This is a genomic window from Streptomyces sp. NPDC002276 (assembly GCF_053891435.1).
In genome coordinates, this window is sequence record NZ_JBSFCQ010000002.1 from 290,964 (window position 1) to 309,012 (window position 18,049).

15 protein-coding genes are annotated in these 18,049 nt (G+C 69.7%); 11 read left to right on the top strand and 4 right to left on the bottom strand.

The features are described 5' to 3' along the window. Positions 1 to 152 precede the first annotated feature (152 nt). Positions 153 to 890 carry a SigE family RNA polymerase sigma factor gene (locus tag ACWIHT_RS06445; RefSeq protein WP_456165029.1) on the top strand — a complete coding sequence of 246 codons (738 nt, stop codon included), beginning with the start codon at positions 153 to 155 and terminating at the stop codon, positions 888 to 890. A 191-nt stretch (positions 891 to 1,081) separates the two neighbouring features. Here the strand turns inward: ACWIHT_RS06445 and ACWIHT_RS06450 are convergent, their stop codons facing one another. Continuing rightward, on the bottom strand, positions 1,082 to 1,735 hold the full coding sequence (locus tag ACWIHT_RS06450) for a uridine kinase (protein ID WP_456165031.1): 654 nt from the start codon (positions 1,733 to 1,735) through the stop codon (positions 1,082 to 1,084). A gap of 127 nt (positions 1,736 to 1,862) precedes the next feature. On the opposite strand from ACWIHT_RS06450, the gene ACWIHT_RS06455 reads away from it, so the two are divergent. Continuing rightward, complete coding sequence (locus ACWIHT_RS06455) at positions 1,863 to 2,267, top strand: hypothetical protein (RefSeq protein ID WP_456165033.1); 405 nt, start codon at positions 1,863 to 1,865, stop codon at positions 2,265 to 2,267. A gap of 108 nt (positions 2,268 to 2,375) precedes the next feature. On the opposite strand, the gene ACWIHT_RS06460 is transcribed toward ACWIHT_RS06455, so the two are convergent. The 3 genes from ACWIHT_RS06460 to deoC are packed head-to-tail and all read right to left on the bottom strand — an operon-like array spanning position 2,376 to position 5,646. Then, a complete protein-coding gene (locus tag ACWIHT_RS06460) occupies positions 2,376 to 3,260 on the bottom strand; it encodes an aldehyde dehydrogenase family protein (protein WP_456165035.1) in 885 nt (294 codons plus the stop codon). Continuing rightward, on the bottom strand, positions 3,253 to 4,686 hold the full coding sequence (locus ACWIHT_RS06465) for an aldehyde dehydrogenase family protein (protein WP_456165037.1): 1,434 nt from the start codon (positions 4,684 to 4,686) through the stop codon (positions 3,253 to 3,255). The genes ACWIHT_RS06460 and ACWIHT_RS06465 overlap by 8 nt, the downstream gene beginning before the upstream one ends. A 3-nt stretch (positions 4,687 to 4,689) precedes the next feature. Further along, positions 4,690 to 5,646: a deoxyribose-phosphate aldolase gene (gene deoC / locus ACWIHT_RS06470; RefSeq protein ID WP_456165039.1), complete on the bottom strand. Its 957-nt coding sequence runs from the start codon at positions 5,644 to 5,646 to the stop codon at positions 4,690 to 4,692. 165 nt (positions 5,647 to 5,811) lie between these two features. Here deoC and ACWIHT_RS06475 point away from each other — a divergent pair, with 165 nt between their 5' ends. The 9 genes from ACWIHT_RS06475 to ACWIHT_RS06515 all read left to right on the top strand — a co-directional run bounded on the left by ACWIHT_RS06475 (position 5,812) and on the right by ACWIHT_RS06515 (position 18,035). Then, entirely contained in the window at positions 5,812 to 6,543 is a 732-nt protein-coding gene (locus ACWIHT_RS06475; RefSeq protein WP_456165041.1) for a PH domain-containing protein, read from the top strand. A gap of 199 nt (positions 6,544 to 6,742) precedes the next feature. After that, entirely contained in the window at positions 6,743 to 8,500 is a 1,758-nt protein-coding gene (locus ACWIHT_RS06480) for a hypothetical protein (RefSeq protein ID WP_456165043.1), read from the top strand. Between the two features lie 297 nt (positions 8,501 to 8,797). Continuing rightward, entirely contained in the window at positions 8,798 to 9,145 is a 348-nt protein-coding gene (locus ACWIHT_RS06485) for a hypothetical protein (protein ID WP_200716380.1), read from the top strand. 141 nt (positions 9,146 to 9,286) lie between these two features. Next, positions 9,287 to 10,327: a phosphate ABC transporter permease subunit PstC gene (gene pstC / locus ACWIHT_RS06490; RefSeq protein ID WP_456165045.1), complete on the top strand. Its 1,041-nt coding sequence runs from the start codon at positions 9,287 to 9,289 to the stop codon at positions 10,325 to 10,327. 69 nt (positions 10,328 to 10,396) lie between these two features. Then, positions 10,397 to 11,659, top strand: a complete 1,263-nt coding sequence (pstA, locus tag ACWIHT_RS06495) for a phosphate ABC transporter permease PstA (RefSeq protein ID WP_456165047.1) — start codon at positions 10,397 to 10,399, stop codon at positions 11,657 to 11,659. Beyond that, entirely contained in the window at positions 11,656 to 13,371 is a 1,716-nt protein-coding gene (pstS, locus tag ACWIHT_RS06500) for a phosphate ABC transporter substrate-binding protein PstS (protein WP_456165049.1), read from the top strand. The genes pstA and pstS overlap by 4 nt, the downstream gene beginning before the upstream one ends. Continuing rightward, a complete protein-coding gene (locus ACWIHT_RS06505; RefSeq protein ID WP_456165051.1) occupies positions 13,371 to 15,821 on the top strand; it encodes a hypothetical protein in 2,451 nt (816 codons plus the stop codon). The genes pstS and ACWIHT_RS06505 overlap by 1 nt, the downstream gene beginning before the upstream one ends. Further along, on the top strand, positions 15,818 to 16,801 hold the full coding sequence (locus tag ACWIHT_RS06510; RefSeq protein WP_456165053.1) for a hypothetical protein: 984 nt from the start codon (positions 15,818 to 15,820) through the stop codon (positions 16,799 to 16,801). Before ACWIHT_RS06505 ends, ACWIHT_RS06510 begins: the two co-directional genes overlap by 4 nt. Before the next feature lie 256 nt (positions 16,802 to 17,057). Beyond that, complete coding sequence (locus tag ACWIHT_RS06515; RefSeq protein WP_456165055.1) at positions 17,058 to 18,035, top strand: substrate-binding domain-containing protein; 978 nt, start codon at positions 17,058 to 17,060, stop codon at positions 18,033 to 18,035. Positions 18,036 to 18,049: the final 14 nt, after the last annotated feature.

The following is an 18,049-nucleotide window of genomic DNA, read 5'->3' on the forward strand; positions in this document are numbered from 1 at the left end:
GCCGCAGAGACCCACCCCTGTGACAGGTCTGTGACAGTCGGCGGACACGTCCATGAAGTGACCCCGGCAGGATTTTCGTCACAGGCAAGGAACCACGAGGAACCGAGCCGGAAGATCCGAACACCGGGCAAGTCCACTACGGGGGGCGCGAGATGAACACGCTGCACAGCACCAGCAACAACGCAGTCATCACGCGTCTGCACGACGTGACCCGGGGTTCCGAGAAGTCCGGTGCCGTGAGCGGGCGGGGGTGCGTTCGCGGTGCCGGGCGTCAGCACACCGGTTACATGACGGTGGTCGACGCGCACACGGGGGAAGCGCACGGGGGAAGCGGGTACAGGGAGGACACGGGGGAGCGTAGCTCGCTGTCGGAGGCGGAGTTCACCGCCTACGTCCAGGAGCGCCGCGCCTCCCTGTACGCGACCGCCTACCACCTGACCGGCGACCGCTTCGAGGCCGAGGACCTGCTCCAGAGCGCGCTGTTCTCGACGTACAAGGCGTGGGACCGGATCAGCGACAAGGCCGCGGTCGGGGGCTACCTCCGCCGCACCATGACGAACCTGCACATCAGCGCGTGGCGCCGCCGCAAGCTGAACGAGTACCCGACCGAGGAACTGCCGGAGACGCCCGGCGACACGGACGCGATGCGCGGCACCGAACTGCGCGCGGTCCTGTGGCAGGCACTCTCCCGGCTGCCGGAACTCCAGCGCACCATGCTGGTCCTCCGCTACTACGAGGGCCGCACGGACCCGGAGATCGCGGAGATCCTCGACATCAGTGTCGGCACGGTGAAGTCCAGTATCTGGCGGTCGCTCCGCCGCATGCGCGAGGACGAGGTCCTCAGCTTCGGCCGTGACGAGGAGGACGCCTTCGGGGAGCTGGTCGCCTGAGGGTCGGGGGGAAGTAGGGAACGGGGGAGCACCAAAGGGGAAAGAGGACCACGGGGGATCGGCGCTGGGGGGCGCCGACGGGGTCCTGGGGGGAAATATCGGGGGGAGCACGGGGGAAGTACCACGGGGGAAAAGGAAGAGCGGGACTGGAGGGCCGGGGGGTCCGTCCAGTCCCGCTTTTTCTTGTGCCGTCAGCTGGTCGGTGTGGGTGTGGGTGCGGGAGCCGCCGCCGGGCGCCTGCCCACCGCCGCTGCCGCGAGCCTGCCCAGCGCCTCGTCCTTGTCGCACGCGTACGCGCCGAGCGTCGTCTGCCGCGCCACGATCGACCGCTCCAGCCGCATCAGCCGCCAGCCGCGCCGCAACAGGAACGGCACGGACTTACGGCCCTCCCGCAGATCCCGCAGGAAGCGGCGGCGGAAGGTGCGCACAGGTCCGCGGCTCAGGCACAGCGCGTCCGCGAGGACACCCAGCTCCCGGCACCGGGTGATGACCTCGGCGGCGAAGATGCCCTCCGCTATGAACAACGGCGTCCGGCCCACATCGACCGCCTCCGTGCCGGTACGGGCGCTCAGCGAGATGTCGTAGACCGGCACATCCGTACGACCCGTGCGGCACAGTTCGACGATCGCGGTGACCGCGACCTCCGCGTCCCAGGAGCCGGGGTGGTCCCAGTCGATGTCCGAACTCCCCGCCACGAGTGGCAGCGTCGGGTCGTCGCCCTCCTTGTAGAAGTCGTCGAGCCGCAGCACGGGGAGACCAGAGCGGGCCGAGACGAGGGACTTGCCGGAACCCGAGGGGCCGCACAGCAGCACGACACGGGCCGGTGACGGGGAAAGGATGCTCACGGGACACCAGTTTGACGTATTCCGTACGTCCTGCCGACCCCGCGGGTCGCCATTGGAACGCGCATCACACGTCAACTACCCTTCGTGCTGACCTGATTACCCTGCGCACCAGAAGGTGGCACCAGCAATGGCACGACACACGTCCTCCCAGCACCCGACCGCCCAGCGCGCCCTGGTCGCCCTCGCGACCGCCGGAGTCGCCCTGGGCGCGGGCGCGGCGACGGCCGCCGCGGACACCGCGCCCGTCGTCGACGTGATGCGGACGCGGCCCACCTCGCTGGGCAAGATCGACCCCGCGGCGGGGCTCGGCGCCGTTGCCGGCACCGTCGGCTACGTCACCGGGCCGATCGCCGGGCTCAAGCCCAACCCGCTTGCGGGTACGGGAGTTGACCCCCTCGACAACGGCGTTGCCACGCAGCTCGCCGACTTTCAGCCGGTTGCTTCGCAGATGTTGACGGCGCCTGTCGCTCAGGCGGAGTCGATCAGCAGGATTCCTGTGGTGGGGCAGGCGTTGGGAGTTCTTGGGGGTTGAGCGATTGTGGGGGAGGGGCGGGGAGCTGCGGTCTCGTTGCCGGGTGCGCGTCCGGTTGTGGCTGGTCGCGCAGTTCCCCGCGCCCCTGCTGAGCGGCCTGCGGCCTGCTCAGTAGGACGAGCCACCTGCCCCCAGTGAGCCCGTCGGGTGCCAGACCGTCTTCGTTTCCAAGAAGGCTGTCAGGCGGTCGGTGCCCGGAGTCTCCGCGTAATCCACAGGCTGTGGACGGAGGACTCGCTTGAGGTTGTCGGCCGCCGCGATCTCCAACTCCTTCGCCAGTACGTCGTCCGCGCCCGCGAGGTCGATCGCGTTGACGTCCTGGTGGGCGGCGAGGGGGGCCGCGATCTCCGCCGTCTTTCCGGAGAGGATGTTGACGACTCCGCCGGGGAGGTCCGAGGTCGCCAGGACCTCGCCCAACGACAGCGCGGGGAGCGGGGACTTCTCGCTCGCGATGACGACGGCCGTGTTGCCGGTCGCGATCACGGGGGCTACGACCGAGATCAGCCCGAGGAACGAGGACTCCTGGGGTGCGAGGACGGTGACGACACCCGTCGGCTCGGGCGAGGAGAGGTTGAAGTACGGGCCCGCGACCGGGTTCGCGCCTCCGACCACCTGGGCGATCTTGTCCGTCCAGCCCGCGTACCAGACCCAGCGGTCGATCGCCGCGTCCACGACCACGGAAGCCTTCGCCTTCGACAGGCCCTCCGCGTCCGCCACTTCGCGCACGAACTGGTCCTTGCGGCCCTCCAGCATCTCGGCGATGCGGTAGAGGATCTGGCCGCGGTTGTAGGCCGTCGCGCCGGACCAGCCGCCGAACGCCTTGCGGGCCGCCACGACCGCGTCCCGGGCGTCCTTACGGCTCCCCTGCGGGGCGTTGGCCAGCCACTTGCCCTTTGCGTCGGTCACCTCGTACACCCGGCCGCTCTCGGAACGCGGGAACTTGCCCCCGACGTACAGCTTGTAGGTCTTGAAGACAGACAGGCGATCAGACATCGAGGTATGCCTCCAGGCCATGGCGACCGCCCTCGCGGCCGAAGCCCGACTCCTTGTAGCCGCCGAACGGCGAGGTCGGGTCGAACTTGTTGAACGTGTTGGACCAGATGACACCCGCGCGCAGCTTGCTCGCGACCGCGAGGATGCGGGAGCCCTTCTCGGTCCAGATGCCCGCCGACAGGCCGTACTGGCTGTTGTTGGCCTTCGCGACCGCCTCCTCGGGCGTACGGAAGGTCAGCACGGACAGCACCGGGCCGAAGATCTCGTCGCGGGCGATGGTGTGCGCCTGGGTGACGTTCGTGAAGAGCGTCGGGGCGAACCAGTAGCCGGAGGACGGGAGTTCGCAGGACGGGGACCAGCGCTCGGCGCCTTCCGCCTCGCCCTGTTCCACGAGGGTGGTGATCCGCGCGAGTTGCTCGGCGGAGTTGATCGCGCCGATGTCCGTGTTCTTGTCGAGCGGGTCGCCGAGGCGCAGGGTCGACAGCCTGCGCTTCAGCGAGTCCATCAACTCGTCCTGGATCGACTCCTGTACGAGAAGTCGGCTGCCCGCGCAGCACACTTGGCCCTGGTTGAAGAAGATGCCGGTGACGATCCCCTCCACCGCCTGGTCGATGGGGGCGTCGTCGAAGACGATGTTCGCGCCCTTGCCGCCCAGTTCGAGGGTGACCTTCTTGGTCGTGCCCGCGATCTGGCGCGCGATCGCCTTTCCTACGGCCGTGGAACCGGTGAACGCGACCTTGTTCACGTCCGGGTGCGCGACGAGCGCGGCGCCCGAATCGCCGTAGCCCGGAAGGATGTTGACGACACCCTTGGGGAGGCCGGCCTGGCGGCAGATGTCCGCGAAGAAGAGCGCGGACAGCGGGGTCGTCTCGGCGGGCTTCAGGACGACCGTGTTGCCGGTGGCGAGTGCCGGGGCGATCTTCCAGGCCAGCATCAGGAGGGGGAAGTTCCAGGGGATGACCTGGCCCGCGACGCCGAGGGGTTGGGGGTTCGCGCCGAAGCCGGCGTGGTCCAACTTGTCGGCCCAGCCCGCGTAGTAGAAGAAGTGCGCGGCGACCAACGGCAGGTCCGCGTCCCTCGTCTCCTTGATGGGCTTGCCGTTGTCCAGGGTTTCCAGGACGGCCAGTTCGCGGCTGCGCTCCTGGATGATCCGGGCGATACGGAACAGGTACTTGGCGCGCTCGGAGCCGGGCAGAGCCGACCACTTCTCGAAGGCCTTGCGGGCGGCCCTCACCGCGCGGTCGACGTCCGCCTCGCCCGCCTGGGCGATCTCGGACAGGACCTCTTCGGTGGACGGGGACACGGTCTTGAAGACCTTGCCGTCGGCCGCCTCGGTGAACTCGCCGTCGATGAACAGGCCGTAGGAGGGCGCGATGTCGACGACGGAGCGGGACTCGGGCGCCGGTGCGTATTCGAAAACGGTCATGGGTCAGTCCACCGTCACGTAGTCGGGGCCGGAGTAGCGGCCGGTGGCCAGCTTCTGACGCTGCATCAGCAGGTCGTTCAGGAGCGAGGACGCGCCGAAGCGGAACCAGTGGTTGTCCAGCCAGTCCTCGCCCGCCGTCTCGTTGACGATGACCAGGAACTTGACCGCGTCCTTGGAGGTACGGATACCGCCCGCGGGCTTCACCCCGACCTGGATGCCGGTCTGGGCGCGGAAATCGCGGACCGCCTCCAGCATCAACAGGGTGTTCGCGGGCGTGGCGTTGACGGCGACCTTGCCCGTCGACGTCTTGATGAAGTCCGCGCCGGCCAGCATGCCGAGCCAGCTCGCGCGCCGGATGTTGTCGTACGTCGACAGCTCGCCGGTCTCGAAGATGACCTTGAGACGGGCCGCCCCGGACGCCTCCTTCACGGCGACGATCTCGTCGTAGACCTTCATGTAGTGGCCCGCGAGGAACGCCCCGCGGTCGATGACCATGTCGATCTCGTCGGCGCCCGCGGCGACCGCGTCGCGCACGTCGGCCAGCTTCACGGCGAGCGCGGCACGGCCGGCCGGGAACGCGGTGGCGACGGAGGCGACCTTCACGGAGGAACCGGCGACGGCCTCCTTCGCGGTGGCCACCATGTCGGGATAGACACAGACGGCCGCGGTCGAGGGGCTCGTCCGGTCCGTCGGGTCGGGGCGGACCGCCTTGGCGCCGAGCGCCCGGACCTTGCCGGGGGTGTCCGCGCCTTCCAGCGTCGTCAGGTCGACCATCGAAATGGCGAGGTCGATGGCGTACGCCTTCGCGGTGGTCTTGATGGAACGGGTCCCGAGCGAGGCGGCGCGCGCCTCCAGGCCGACCGCGTCGACGCCGGGCAGCCCGTGAAGGAAACGGCGCAGCGTGCTGTCGGACGCGGTGACGTCACCGAGAGCGTGTGCTGTGGGTGCAGTGGTGGGCATGGTCACCAGACGAGCATATCTACGCGCGTAGCGGCTGTACACCCCGGATGCTTGGTCCCACCTAAGGGGCGCGGGGAACTGCGCGAGCAACCACGACGCACCCGCAGTCGCGCACGCACAGGTCCCCATCGACGAGAAGGCGCACCCCTGAGGCACAATCGCACCATGACGACCCCGCACCACGAGCCCTCCGCACCGCAGCCCCCGCTACCCATGTCCAGGGACCGTATCTACCGGTCCCCCATGGGCATCGTCGGCGGCGTACTGCTGCTCGGCATCGGGCTGTGGCTCGGCATCGACGCCCTCGCGCGCGGGCACGGCCGCACCCCGTGGCTGGCGCTCGCGGGGCTGATCCTCGTGGTGCCGCTGGTGGTGGCGTTCACGTTCCGCCCGGCGGTGTACGCCAACGAGGACCGGCTGCGCGTGCGCAACCCCTTCCGGCTGATCGTGGTGCCGTGGGGCGAGATGGCCGCGCTGCGGTCCGGGCTCTCGAACGAGGTCGTCGCCAAGTCCGGCACCAAGTTCCAGCTGTGGGCGATCCCGGTCTCGCTGCGCGGCCGGAAGCGGGCGGCGCGGCGCGAGGCGCGGGCCGCGGCGGAGGCGGCGGGCGGCGGGCGGACCGGCCGGGGCGGCCGGGCCGGGGGCCTCGGCGGCTTCGGCGGCGGCTTCGGAGGCCTCGGCGGGGGCTTGGGCGGTGGCCTGGGCGGCGGTTCCGCGGCCGGTGAGCCCACGCGGGCGGAGTCCGACCAGATCATGAGCGACCTGCGGGAACTGCTGGAGAACCGGGAGCAGGCGGAGTCGGCGCAGGGCGAGGTCACGGTGCGCTGGGCGTACGAGGTGATCGCCCCGGCGCTCGCCGGCGCCGTGGTCCTGGCGATCCTGCTGGCGACGGGCTGACCGGAACCGTGCTCCGGCCCGTGACCGGGTGACTGGTTGACCGGACCGAATCGGCGCCCGTACCCCCGTACCCCCGTTCACAGTTTTCCGGGTCATCATTCGACATTCGACCCGAACTCGGCCGCGACGGCGGTCCCCCCACCCGGAGGCGAAGCCGAGCCACGCCGACCACGCCCGTGGTCCGAGTCTCTGGGAAGTCATGGACACGAACGTCCGGGAGCCGCTGCGGCTGCCCTCCTCCGCGATACCCGACGGCTCCCTCCGCTGGCGCGGCGAACAGGTGCGCCGGTGGACGGAGGCGCTGCCGCCGCGCCGGACATCGATACGGCTGCGGCTGCGGTACATCAAGCTCGTGGTGCTGTGCGCCTGGCTCGCCGGGTACGGGCTGTTGTACTTCGCCCACCACCTCTCCCCGTACCTCGCGGCTCTGCTCCCGCTCCAGGCGGTCTGGCTGCTGTGGCGGCCCGAGGTCATGTGGTACACGGCGGCGGCCCTGTTTGCTGCCCTGGCCGCGCAGGAGCTGTTCGCGCCGGTGACCTGGTGGGTGCTCGCCCTCGCCGTTCCGCTGCTGGCGGGCTCGGTCGCGCTCGCCGAGATCCGCATCCGCGCGGCTCGGCGGCAACGGGAGGCCGCCCTGGCCGCGTCCGACGGCGTCACCGCACTTCTCCCCGATGCGGGCGAGCCGGTCCGGCGCGGCCGGTTCCTCATCGGTGCCGGAACGTTCCTGCTCGTACCCGGTGCCGTACTGACCGCCCTGGCGCCGCTCTTCCCCCACGCCGAGGACCAGCGGGGCGCCGCGATGACCGGCTGCTCCGTGATGGGACTCGGCTTCACGGTCCTGCTGTCCGGCGTGGTGGGGCGACGGCGGGCCCGCGCGCTGCGGCAGGCTCCGGCACCCGTCCTGCGTGTGCTGGTCCGGGACACCGCGCACGCCGACATGGAGGTCCTCGCCGCCGACGACCCGGCCGCGCTGCGACCCCTGTTCCGGATCGCCGTCTCGGATCCGGAAAAGACGCCCGCCGGTATCCACACCGCCGACCGTACCGACCACGCCGACAAGGATGCGGAGGACCCGGAGAACTCGGAGGATGGCACCGCCCTCCCCACCCCCCTCGACGACATCGTCGACGACGTCCTGGACGACGTCCTCGGCGGCGGCCGTCTCCCCGTCGAGCGTTCCGGCCCCCTCCGCGAAGCCGTCCTCTACGGCACTCCTTACGACGGCGCCGAGATCCTCCTCGTCAGCGCCGCCTCGAAGCCGGGCGGGGCGCCGCGAGCGCAGTGGTCGACCGGACCCGTGAGGCCGCTGTCGGAGGCCGAGGTGCGGCGGCGGCTCGTGCGGGCGAAGCGGGCGGCGGTCCGGGCGGCCCGGAGCGACGCGCGGCACGCGGAACTGGTCGCGGCCGTGCGGGCGCAGAGCATCGACATCGTGCCGGTACGGCGCTGGCGGGCGGGCCCGGTGGACTGGCTGGCGACCTTCCTGATGGCGCAGTGCGGCGTCTGGCTGTACTGGGTCGCGACCGCCGAGAGCCTCTGGCATCACTTCCTGCTGATTGTCGTGGGCACGAGGGGAGCCACCCGGATCCCCGTGAAGCTGTCCTGGCGCATCACCGCCGACCGCACCGGCATCTGGCTGAACGGTCTGCGCCGGCCGCGGCACATCCGCTGGGACGACCTCCGCTCGGCCCGCCGCGAGGGGTTCGACCTGAAGCTCCGGTGGCGCGGCGGCGACACGTGGGTGGTCGCCGCCCCGCACTCGGCCCGGCTGCAACGCAGACGCGGCCTGATCCATCCTTACGACGCCCTCGCCGCCGAACTCTCCGCGATGATCGCCGATCCCGCGCTGCGGCCGAGCGGTGAGAGCGGGGAGGACGAGCGCGGGCGCCCGCTGTGGCCGTTCGCCGCGGTCCTCGGTATCGCCTGGATCGCGCTGCTCGTCACGCGGTGGCTGTACTGACCGCTGTGCGGGGCGGTGCCCCCATGGAAGCGCTTCCGTCCCCTTATTGGCAACGTTGTCCGGACCGGGGAGTGAGCGCTTTCCCTGTGGCTGTCCTAGGGGTTACCTAGGGGATACTTCGACATGAAGCGTGTGCCGGGCCGTCACGTTTGCCTCTCCCCGTTCATCTCCGGCTCAGTAGATTGCTGGTGCCGTCCATAGCGCCGTACCTGCGGGTTTTACTCATCAATGGGCGGCAGGGGTGGGGACATGGAGCGGTCCGGCGAGACGGCAAGACCTGCCGTCGCGGTGATGGGCATGAGATGTCAGATCGACATCGACGGCCGAGGCGGATACGGCTGGCGGCTGGTGGCCCCCAACGGCCGGTCGGTGGCGGTGTCGTTGACCTCGCACGACAGCCATGAACGATGTCGTACGGCGTTCGTGCGGCTGTGCTCCCGGCATGCCGAGATGGGTGGCGGCATCCAGCACAGCGCCGAGGGCGGCGGCTGGGTGTGGGTGGTCTGGGAGACGTCCGGCCGACATCTGGCCGGGGCGGCGCGGACCTACGAACGGCATGCCACCTGTCGTGCCGCCTACGACCGTTTCCGCGCGCTGCTGCCCGAACTGGTGGGCGTGGGGCCGGAGTTGTTCGGCAACAGCTGACTCCGACCGTCAACTCATCATGTCCATAGGTGAGTTGTCCATGGTGCGGATGTGCCGAGCGCAACGGTTGTTGCCCCCAGGGCACCTCTTGTTCACACCTCGGGGTGAGCATGTCAATCGCGGGCCCGGAGCGTCGGGACCGTGCCTCCGCCGATACACATCAGACAGCCGCAGCCTGGGACGGCCCTCGCGGCCGGGCCCGACGACGACGTGCCGAGACGCCTGTACCCCGACCCGGGGCTGCCCGACCGGATCTTCCGCGTGGTGCTGCGCTCCGGCGGCACCTTCGTGCTGGGCGTCATGCTGCTCGTGGGCGGCTTCCTGCTCTACCGGGCGTGGCTGGCGCTGGACAAGGCCGGCTGGTCGTTTCTGACGACCGCTCAATGGGCCCCGGACCAGGGGAACTTCGGCATCGCGGCGGTGCTCGTCGGCACCGTGCTGATCGCGGTCGTCGCCGTGCTGGTCGCCGTACCGCTGGCGACCGGCGCGGCCCTGTACATCTCGGAGTACGCGCCCGCCCGGCTGCGCCGGACCCTGATCAGCACCGTCGACCTGATGGCCGCCGTACCGTCGGTGGTCTACGGGTTGTGGGGGGTGTTCTTCCTCCAGGACAAGGTGCTGCCGGTCGCCCGCTGGATCTCCACCTACTTCGGGTGGATCCCGGTCTTCGACGTGCGGGGCGCCGATCCGGCCGACCCGCTGGCGCCCGAAAGCCTGTACACGTCCTCGACGTTCATCGCGGGCCTGGTCGTCGGCATGATGATCGCGCCGATCGTCTGCTCGATCATGCGCGAGGTCTTCTCCCAGGCCCCCGCCGGTGAGCGCGAGGGCGCCTACGCGCTCGGCGCGACCCGCTGGGGCATGATCCGCAGCGTCGTACTGCCCTTCGGGCGCGGCGGGATGATCGGCGGCACCATGCTCGGGCTCGGCCGGGCGCTCGGCGAGACCATAGCCATCTTCATGATCATCTCGGTGACCTTCGACATCCAGTGGCACGTCCTCCAGTCCGGGACCAGCTCGATCGCCTCGCTGATCGCCCTGCACTACGGCGAGGCCAGCGAGTTCGGCATGTCCGCGCTGATGGCCGCCGGATTCGCGCTGTTCCTCATGACGCTGATCGTCAACTTCGCGGCCTCCTCGATCGTCGCCCGCTCGCGCTCGGGCGCGACGAGCGACGCCTGACGACGGCCTCCTTCCCATGCCAACTCCCAGGCGCCCGCAGCCCGTTACGCCACACAGGAATGAGCGACCATGACCGTTGCCCCTGAAGCGCCCGGCGCGCGTCAGGCGACCGGCCGCCCGCGCACCACGCTGCCGGGCTCCGCGCGCGGCACCGGGCCGGGCGGGGAGCGCCGCCGCGCCCTGACCCGGATGCGCGCCACCGACCTGTACGCCGTCGTCGGCGCCGCCGCCTCCGCGCTGTCGCTGACCTGGCTGCTGTTCGTCTGGCTGCTCCCCTTCAACGGCGCGGTCGGCTTCGCCGTCCTGGCCTACGGCCTCTTCCTGCTGATCTACGCCCTGCTGGTCTCCTTCGACGAGGACGGACCCGCCGTCGTCGACCGCATCGCGGCGGCGGTCGTACGGTCGATGGGCGTGCTGCTGGTCGTGATCCTCGCGTTCGTCGTCGTGTACGCGCTGGTCGAGGGCCGCAAGGCGCTCGTGCACCTGAACTTCTTCACCCAGGACATGCATCTGGCGGGACCGCTGGAGCCGCTCAGCGTGGGCGGGGCGCTGCACGCGGCGGCCGGCACCCTGATCATGATCACCATCGCGCTGCTGATCACCGTCCCGGCCGGGCTGATCTGCGCGGTGTTCCTCACCGAAGTCCCGGGCGGCTACGCCCGGTTCGTGCGCACCATCGTCGAGGCGATGACCGCGCTGCCGTCGATCGTCGCGGGCCTGTTCATCTACGCGACCGTGATCCTGGGCCTCGGTCTGGGCCAGTCCGGTCTCGCCGCCGGTCTCGCGCTCTCGGTGATGATGCTGCCGATCATCATCCGGGCCGCCGACGTCGTCATCCGGCTGGTGCCCGGCACCCTGCGCGAGGCCAGTTACGCGATGGGGACCAGCCGTTGGCGCACGGTGTGGCACGTCGTCCTGCCGACCTGCCGCTCCGGCCTGACCACCGCCGTGATCCTCGGCACCGCGCGCGGTATCGGCGAGACCTCACCGGTGCTGCTGACCGCGGGCTACACCAACGACCTCAACCTCAATCCGCTGCACGACCCGATGGTTTCGCTGCCGCTGGTCACCTTCGAGTTCGTCAAGTCGCCCGAGCCGAACATGATTTCGCGCGGTTTCGGTACGGCGGCCCTGCTGATGACGCTGGTGCTGCTGCTGTTCGTCGCGGCACGCATCGTCGGCGGCCGTGGCCCGGGTCAGTTGACGCGCCGTCAGGAACACCGGCGCGTCCTCGCGTCGCAGCGTGACGCGCGTCGCTTCACCGCCCGCCCGGCCGCCATCGCCGCCACCCCGAGCCCCAACGCCCTTACCGAAAACGGGAGTTCGTCGTGAAACCCGCCACTCGTTTCCGTCTGGCGGCCACCGTGCTGTCACTGCTGTGCGCCCTGCTCGCCGCCCAACCACCGTCCGCCGCGGCCGCCTCCTACGCGAAGATCACCGGCTCGGGTTCGACCTGGAGTTCCAACGCGGTCCAGCAGTGGGTCCGCAACGTCAAGGCCAACTACGGCATGACGGTGAACTTCTCGGCCAACGGCTCCTCCCAGGGCCGCCAGCAGTTCAAGAACAACACCGTCGACTTCGCGGTCTCCGAGATCCCCTACGGCCTCAAGGAACAGGGCGTCACCGAGGTCCCGCCGAGCCGGGGTTACGCCTATATGCCGATCGTGGCCGGCGGTACGGCGTTCATGTACAACCTCAAGATCAACGGCAAGATGGTCACCAACCTGCGCCTGTCCGGCGACGTCGTCACCAAGATCTTCACCGGGAAGATCACCCGCTGGAACGACCCCGCGATCGCCGCCGACAACCCCGGCCTGACCATGCCGGCCCGCGCGATCGTCCCGGTCGTCCGCTCCGACGGCTCGGGCACCAGCGCGCAGTTCACAACCTGGATGTCCAAGGAGTACCCCGCCCTCTGGAGCGACTACTGCTCCCGCACCGGGCGCGGCAGCGGCAACTGCGGGATGACCTCGTTCTACCCGCTGCTCAGCGGCTCCACGATGGTCTCCAAGTCCGGCTCGCTCGGCGTCTCCGGCCATGTCCGCCAGCCCTCCGGCGAGGGCGCGATCACCTACGTCGAGTACTCCTACGCCAAGAACACCGGCTTCCCGGTGGCCAAGATCCTCAACAAGGACAACTACTACGTCGAGCCGACCGCGGCGAGCGTGGCGGTGGCCCTGACGAAGGCCGAGATCAACGAGAACCAGCAGTCCTCGAACTACCTCACCCAGATCCTCGACAACGTCTACACCAACGCGGACGCCCGCACCTATCCGCTCTCCAGCTACAGCTACATGATCCTGCCGACGAAGGTGGAGGCGGGCTTCACCACCGCCAAGGGCAACTCCCTCGGCACGTTCGCCCGTTACTTCCTGTGCGACGGCCAGCAGCAGGCGGACGACCTGGGCTACTCGCCGCTGCCGAAGAACCTCGTCGAGGCGGGCTTCGACCAGATCCGCCGGGTGCCGGGCGCCCCCACGGGCTCGATCAACATCAACGACTGCCGCAACCCCACCTTCTCCGGCGGCGTCAACACCCTGATCAAGAACGCCCCTTACCCCAAGTCCTGCGACAAGAAGGGGACGACGCAGTGCACCACCGGCACGGCGGGCGCGGCGGGCACCGACACCCCGGTGAAGCCGTCCGCAAACGGCGGTAGCACCTCGGGCGGCTCCAACTCCTCGACCGGCGGCTCGACTTCGGGCGGTTCCTCCGCCACGGGCGGCACCGCGGGCACGGACACCAACGGCGACGGCACGCCCGACTCCACCGCGAGCGCCGCGGCCGGCGGCACCTCCGGGGCGTCCATCGACCCCGACACCGGCGAGGTCGTCAGCGGCGACGGGACCGGCGCGGGCACCGGCAGCGGCTCCGGCGACACGTCCGTGGTCGCCAACCCCGTGGCCCTCGCCGCCGACAACGGCCTCGGGATGCGCGGCGCCCTCATGGCCCTGTCGGCCGTACTGCTGCTCGCGGTCGTCGTCGGACCACCGCTCACCGCCCGGATGCTGGCGGCCCGTTCGCGCCGCAAGAGGGAGTTCTGATGAGACGCCGTACGACACGGGTGACCGCGGGCGTGGGCTGCCTGCTGTCCGCCCTGGTGCTGGCGGTACTGCCGCTGCCCCACGGGGCGGACCAGGCGCGGGCGGCGACCGCCGAGGGTTCGGCGGTGACCGAGAGCGGGGCGAAGGGGGTGTACGGCGACGACTTCTCGAACCTCAAGGTCACCGTGCACCAGACGAAGGACCTGACCGGGCAGGGCGTGCGGGTGACGTGGACGGGCGGTGATCCGTCCCTCAACGATCAGACGAACTTCCTGTCGATCATGCAGTGCTGGGGGGACGCGGCATCCGGGCCGGACCGTACACAGTGCGAGTTCGGGCTGGCGGCGGGCGGGCAGAAGGGGGACGGCCGGTACGTGTACCGGGGCGACACCGCGGGCCACGACCCGCTGGAATCCGACTCCGCGACTCCCGTCGAGGCGAGTGGCAAGCACTACGTGCCGTTCCAGCCGGTCGAGGGCCAGGGGGACCCCACCACGGGCGCCACCGACACCACGTACTTCACCGACGGTGACACCAACGCCATCCCGTTCATGCCGAACGACGGGGACGGCGGCGGCGACGTGTCGTTCGAGCTGAAGTCGTCCGTGGAACAGCCGGCCCTGGGCTGTGGCGCCCGCACCACCTCGGCCGGCGCGATCCAGCCGTGCTGGCTGGTGGTGGTGCCGCGCGGCACCCACGACCCCAGCGGGAAGACGCACGGCCTGGGCGACCAGGTCACCTCGTCGATCAGCCAGTCGAACTGGGACCAGCGCATCGCGTTCCGACTCGGCTTCGCGCCGGTGACGGACAACTGCGACGCGGACAAGCCCGAGCGCGGAATCATGGGTTCCGAACTGGCCACCGATGTCGTCACGTCCTGGCAGAGCGCGCTGTGCAGGACCGGAACCTACCGGTTCAACTTCACCCAGTCCGGGGAGCAGCAGGCTCGGGACGCCGTGACCTCGGGTGACTCCTTGGCGGGGCTCGCCATGACCGTGGACCCCGTCGAACCGGTCGACGGCGCGCCTCAGGTGGTGCACGCGCCCGTCGCGGTCACGGGGCTGACCATCGGTTTCGCCTGGATGTATGACACGGCGGGCGGCAGCAGGCCGCTGACCGAGCTGAAGCTCAACCAGAGACTGCTGGCCAAGGTGCTCACACAGTCCTATCCCTTCAGCATGGTCAAGCCGGCCGACAAGATCCCCGATTACCTCGCCGACAATCCGCAGTCCATCGTCAAGGACCCTGAATTCCTTCGGCTCAATCCTGATCTCGCGGGTCAGGCAGCGGTCAACGCCCCATTGGGTCTGGCCGTCACCGTGGACAACACCGACTCCGCCAACCTGGTGTGGAAATACATTCTGGCGAACGCCGATGCGAGGGAGTTCATCGCGGGGAAAGCCGATCCCTGGGGAATGAAGGTGAACCCCTCGTACGAGAACGGGGTGATCTCGGATTCCCTGGACTTCTTCCCCAAGACGGACCTCACGCCCTCGACGACCCCGTGTGGTGGAGGCTATCCCGACATCACGTACAACGGTCTCGACGTGGTCCCCTACATGAACGACATGCACGACGCGGCGCTGAAGGTACGCCGTGGCTCCATCGGAACCGCGTACAACTGCGACACCAGCGCCATCCCGCCGAGGCCGACGGCGGTGGACCGCCCGATTCCCACGCAGCAGCGTCAGTTCGGCATCGTCGACAACGCGTCCGCGACGCGTTACCTGCTGGGCGCCGCCGCCCTGCCGAACGCCGACGGGGACTACGTCAAGCCGACCGACGAGTCCCTGCTCAAGGCGGTCGCCGAGATGCCCGACTCGGACGTGGCCGGCGTCAAGACGTCCGATCCCGCCAAGATGAAGGACGGCGCCTATCCGCTGACCGCGGTGGTCTACGCGGCGGCCTCCCTCGACCAGGCCAAGGACGCCCGGCTCGACTACGCCAAGGTGATGCGCTACGCGGCCGGCGACGGGCAGACCCAGGGCACCGCGAAGGGTCAACTGCCGTACGGATACGCCCCGTTGCCCACGGCACTGCGCACGCAGGCGAAGCAGGCGGCGGATCTGCTGGAGAAGGGCGTGCCGGCCGCCGACGAGTCCTCCAGCGGTACGTCCGGCGGGGGCGACGACGTGAGCGGCACCGGCAGCGGCGGCTCGGCGGCGGGCGGCACGGACGGCGGCATCACCGGCGCCACCGGCACCGGCTCCACAGGGACACCGGGCGCCACCGCCGACGCCTCGGACACCGCGCGCCCTTCCGCCGCCCCGACGGAGACCGACCCGGCCAAGCAGAACGTGGCCCAGTCCGGCGGCTACACACCGTCGGAGGTGCTCGGGATGGTCCGCTGGGTGCTGCTCGGTGTCCTCGTCGCCGGCGGAGCGGCCGCCCTCGCGGGCCCGGTCATGCTGCGGTTCTCGGCGCGCAGGGCGGGAGGGGAAGCCAAGTGAACGTCAACTCCCTTCGGCGCGCGGGCGTCTGCACCGGAGCGCTGGCACTGGTCCTGGGCGCCGTGGCCGCTCCCGCTCCCGCCCACGCGGACCCCGGCTCGGTCACCGACTACCGTCAGCTGGCCGGTGTCGGCTCCGCGGCGAGCCAGGACGTCATGAACGCCCTCGGCGACGCGATCACGAACAGCAGCGGCAAGGTCGTCGCCTCGTGGAACGCCACCGGTTCCAGCACCATCACGACCAAGGGGACCGGCACCTGCACGATCCCCCGGCCCTACCTCTCCGACCGCGGCGTCTACTGGTTGAACGTCGCCCTTGACGGCTCCACCGGCTGCGTGGACTTCGCCCGTTCCTCGCGCGGCCCCAACGACACCACCACCACGGACCTGACCTTCATCCCGTACGCGAAGGACGCCGTGTCCTGGGTGAAGCTCAACGGCAGCGCCCTGCCCGACAGCCTGACGACCGCTCAGCTCAAGAGGATCTACGAGTGCACCCTGACCTCGCTGAACGGCATCCCGCTCACCCCGATCCTGCCGGAGTCCAGCTCGGACGTCCGGGCCTTCTTCCTCACATCCATCGGTGTGACGACGCCGGGCTCCTGCGTCACGTACAAGAACTCCACCTGGGAGAACGACGGCTCGGTCGTCGACAGCGCCGGCGACATCCTCCCGTACTCGGTGCCTCAGTACACCGCCCAGGAGACCTTCGTCGTGGACGACCTGCGCGGTGACGCCGTGCTCGGCTCCGTGAACGGACTGGACCCGCGCAACGACGACCTCACGCCGAACCCGGACTTCCCGTATCTGCGGAACATCTTCAACGTCGTCCCGACCGCCAACCTGTCGGTCCCGTTGATCGCGGACACCTTCGTGGGCACCGGTTCGAAGATCTGCAAGCTCGCCGCCACCATCACGAACTACGGCTTCGGCACCCTCGGCGGCGACTGCGGCAGCACGACCCTCAAGGGAGAGACGTGATCGCCACCCCATAACCGCCGGATTCCGAAGACCGGGGCGCATTCACGCCCCGGGGAATCCGCACACCGCCAAGTGAATTCCCTTGGAGTCACTTAGGAAATGGAGTCGTAACCTGATGACCGGCTGGAATTAGTGGCCTCGGGACGCGATTCTACGGAATTGTTCTGCGTGGCCGGCCGACGGGTCGGCGGCGAAAGAGATCCGGATTCTTCTTGTACGTCCTTTGCTCGATCCGTTTCCACGGAGGAGAACTCAAGTGAACGTCAAGACCCGCCTGCGTATCGGTGCCGGTGTCGGTGCGGTCGCCCTGGGCCTCGGTGCCCTGGCCGCCCCCGCCTACGCCGACCCCAGCTCGGCCACCGACTACCGTCAGCTCGCCGGTGTCGGCTCCGACACGACCCAGGACGTCGTGAACGCCCTCGGCGACGCGATCACGAACAGCAGCGGCAAGGTCATCGCCTCGTGGAACGCCACCGGCTCCAGCACGATCACCACCAAGGCGACCGGCAACTGCACGATCGCCCGCCCCGACGGCTCCGGCGCCGGCATCACGGCCCTCAACACCGCCCTTGACGGCTCCACCGGCTGTGTGGACTTCGCCCGTTCCTCGCGAGGCCCGAACAACACCACCACCGCGGACCTGACCTTCATCCCGTACGCCAAGGACGCGGTGTCCTGGGTGAAGCAGGACGGCAGCGCGCTGCCCGACAGCCTGACGACCGCCCAGCTCAAGGCGATCTACGAGTGCACCCTGACCACGCTCAACGGTGTCACCCTCACCCCGATCCTGCCGCAGTCGGCCTCGGGCACCCGCGCCTTCTTCCTCAGCTCCATCGGCGTGACGACCCCCGGCTCCTGTGTCACCTCGAACTCCACGATCCAGGAGAACGACGGCTCGGCGGTCGACAGCGCGGGTGACATCTTCCCGTACTCGGTGGCCCAGTACACCGCGCAGGAGAGCTTCGTCGTGGACGACCGTCGCGGCGAGGCCGTCCTCGGCTCCGTGAACGGCGTCGTCGCCCGCAACGACGACCTGACGCTGAACCTGAGCTTCCCCTACCTGCGGAACGTCTACAACGTCGTCCCGACCAGCAAGCTGTCGGACTCGGTGATCGCGAGCACCTTCGTGGGCACCGGCTCGAAGGTCTGCGCGAACACCTCCGTCATCACCCTGTACGGCTTCGGCACCCTCGGCAGCGACTGCGGCAGCACCAGCATCACGGGCGAGAGCTGATCAGCACCCCATAG

Coding starts and splice junctions, on each gene's coding strand:
- ACWIHT_RS06445 (WP_456165029.1), top strand. CDS start 153: ATGAACACGCTGCACAGCACCAGCAACAACGCAGTCATCACGCGTCTG.
- ACWIHT_RS06485 (WP_200716380.1), top strand. CDS start 8,798: ATGAGATGTCAGATCGACATCGACGGCCGAGGCGGATACGGCTGGCGG.
- ACWIHT_RS06480 (WP_456165043.1), top strand. CDS start 6,743: ATGGACACGAACGTCCGGGAGCCGCTGCGGCTGCCCTCCTCCGCGATA.
- ACWIHT_RS06465 (WP_456165037.1), bottom strand. CDS start 4,686: ATGACCGTTTTCGAATACGCACCGGCGCCCGAGTCCCGCTCCGTCGTC.
- ACWIHT_RS06475 (WP_456165041.1), top strand. CDS start 5,812: ATGACGACCCCGCACCACGAGCCCTCCGCACCGCAGCCCCCGCTACCC.
- ACWIHT_RS06505 (WP_456165051.1), top strand. CDS start 13,371: ATGAGACGCCGTACGACACGGGTGACCGCGGGCGTGGGCTGCCTGCTG.
- ACWIHT_RS06455 (WP_456165033.1), top strand. CDS start 1,863: ATGGCACGACACACGTCCTCCCAGCACCCGACCGCCCAGCGCGCCCTG.
- ACWIHT_RS06460 (WP_456165035.1), bottom strand. CDS start 3,260: ATGTCTGATCGCCTGTCTGTCTTCAAGACCTACAAGCTGTACGTCGGG.
- deoC (WP_456165039.1), bottom strand. CDS start 5,646: ATGCCCACCACTGCACCCACAGCACACGCTCTCGGTGACGTCACCGCG.
- pstA (WP_456165047.1), top strand. CDS start 10,397: ATGACCGTTGCCCCTGAAGCGCCCGGCGCGCGTCAGGCGACCGGCCGC.